This window comes from Cobetia sp. (assembly GCF_983723665.1).
This window is the reverse complement of record NZ_CFDJES010000258.1, coordinates 1-2,308: the sequence shown is the minus strand read 5'-3', so window position 1 is coordinate 2,308 and position 2,308 is coordinate 1. Positions and strand designations below refer to the sequence as shown.

Annotated in this window: 2 protein-coding genes; one reads left to right on the top strand and one right to left on the bottom strand. The window is 59.7% G+C overall.

Annotation, left to right across the window (positions count from 1 at the left end):
- Nucleotides 1-268: 268 nt before the first annotated feature.
- The gene (locus tag AC4FAH_RS14595) at nt 269-727 is read right to left on the bottom strand and encodes an META domain-containing protein (RefSeq protein WP_024953445.1); all 459 of its coding nucleotides are present in this window, start codon (nt 725-727) and stop codon (nt 269-271) included.
- Nucleotides 728-925: 198 nt separating this feature from the next.
- Between AC4FAH_RS14595 and AC4FAH_RS14590 the strand changes: the two genes are divergently transcribed.
- Entirely contained in the window at nt 926-1,921 is a 996-nt protein-coding gene (locus tag AC4FAH_RS14590; RefSeq protein WP_175090739.1) for an ion transporter, read from the top strand.
- Nucleotides 1,922-2,308: the final 387 nt, after the last annotated feature.

Genomic DNA, 2,308 nt, shown 5'->3' with positions numbered 1-2,308 from the left:
GTGAGCCATCATACACTCAAAGTCAGGTGGCCAGATTCACTGTGCCACTACAGGTATAGACCTTTACCAGAAACAATTCGCCGTCTGATAAAGGCGTAGCCGAGGTGAGTCCCTTCATGCTCCCGGCAGTCCGAAGATGCGAGATGGGGAATACCCTGCGGCGTGGATGTCGCAAAAAGACCGGAGCGGGACGAGTGATTCAGGCGCGATGAAGCAGTGCAAGCATTTCTTCTCGTCCCGACACCTTGTCACTGGAGCTTGTGAGTCCTCAATAGAGATGGACTGTCTGGAAACGGGCACGCGACGCCCCTTGTGCATCCATCAGCGTCAGTGTCTTGCCTTCTATCTGCCAGCCCGACACGTCATTGAGTGTCGCGAGGAAATCGCGTTCGAGCGTTGCTACTTCACCGGGACATGCCATTCGCGTGATGGCCAGGCGGCCGAAGCCGAGTTCTTGCGCATCATGGTGATATTCCCCCATCAGGCGATTGCAGCCGGTGGAGCCGGCTACTCGCGAGTCTTGTGTATGTAAGACGATATGGGCTTCACGCTTGCCTTCCACCACGGGTGTTGGCTGGTTGTCGAGTGTCACCAGCTTCCAATAGGTGTTCTCCAGTGGCTCGTCGACACCTTGATAATCCTCAGAGGATTGAGCGCCTGCGCAGCCGCCCAGGGTGAGTGCTGCGCTCATCACGGCGGCCCATGTCATCACTTGCGCTTGTTTCATGCGGGTGTCTCCCTCACTAATAGGGTGTCTACGGCGATTCGGGGCTGGGCTCCGGTAGCGCTGCAAGCCCTCGCAGATAGCGTCATCGCCAGTGTGGTCAGCTGATGCTCGGTCATCGCCAGCGTGGTCATCTGAAGCGTTGTAGGCTGAGTCAGGAAGACCCGTTACGCATTCTGAAACAATCGCCAAGGAGTTGTCATGCCAGCCACCCGCACGCCCTCGTCCGCCAGGGAGCGGATACATCTGTGGTGGGATCTGTTCATCATCGTGCTCGTGATCGCCAATCTGGCATTGCTGCTGTTCGATAGCCTCTTCCTGATTCCCCCGCTGAACACGGCCTTCGAGGCCGTGACACCCGGGTTGCATGCGGCCTATGAGAAGAACATCCACGCCAATTTCCTCTCCATCGATCTGGCGTTCGTCGCCGTCTTCCTGCTGGATGTGCTGGCGGGATGGGCAGTGGCCATCGCGGAGCGGCGATACCACCGCTGGTTCTTCTACCCCTTCGTGCACTGGTATGACGTGCTGGGGTGTATCCCGCTGAGCGGCTTCCGCCTGTTGCGTGTGTTGCGTGTGATCTCGCTGTTGTTCCGCCTGCAACGTCTCGGCTTGATCGATGTTCGCCGCTGGTACCTCTACGGGGTGGCGGCCAAGTATCTCGATATTCTGCTGGAGGAGCTGACGGACCGTATCTCCCTGCGCATGCTCGATAACGTCCAGCAGCAGTTGCGCGACAGCGATGACCTCTCATCTTCGGTGATCGAGCGTGTCGTGGAGCCTCGCAAGCAGGCCTTGATCCGTGAAATTACCCAGCGCCTCGAGACCATGGCGGGGGATGTCTATACCCAGAATCGCGACGATACCCTGCGCTATGTGCGGGGCCTGGTCAGTCGCACCCTCGCCGAGAGTCCGGAGCTTCAGCGTGTCTCGCGCCTGCCCATGGGCACCCAGCTTACGAAAGGGCTGGAAAGCTCGCTGTCGGATCTGGCCTGCCATCTCGTCGATGAAGCGCTGGTCGGCCTGCGTTCCAAGGAGTTCTCGGCGCTGGTGGGGCACCTGGCAGAGAGTGGTTTCGATGCTTGGTCGCGCACTGACCCGAGGACGGAGCAGATCACCGAGCAGGTGCTGATCGACATGCTGGATCTGCTCAAGGAGCGGATCGCCGTGAAGAGTTGGCAGAAGAAATACGAGTGACGTGATGCACCAGCGTCATCCTGATAGGTAACTCGCGGCGTTCGGGATGAGATGGGGCGAGGTTTGGCGCACGGGAATGTGTTTGCGAGAATGCTGATACATTCATCCCACGCCGAGAGTCTGTGAGCCGCGAGTGTCGTCGCGCAGCGATAGCGCGGCCTGATGACACATCAGCGTCTCGCCAGCGTGGGAGCCGCGACAGGAGGTCAGTGTCATGGCGAATCCAACACGCACTGAGGTAGCCGAGTCAGCACCGGGCGTTCCGTTCGACCCGGCACAGGTGGCTGTCATCCAGCAATTCGGCGGCAGCATCACACCGCTGGAGCCGATAGGCGCCGAGGTGAGGGGAATCGATCTGTCCGCTCAGGACGCGCCGCCCGCGCCAGT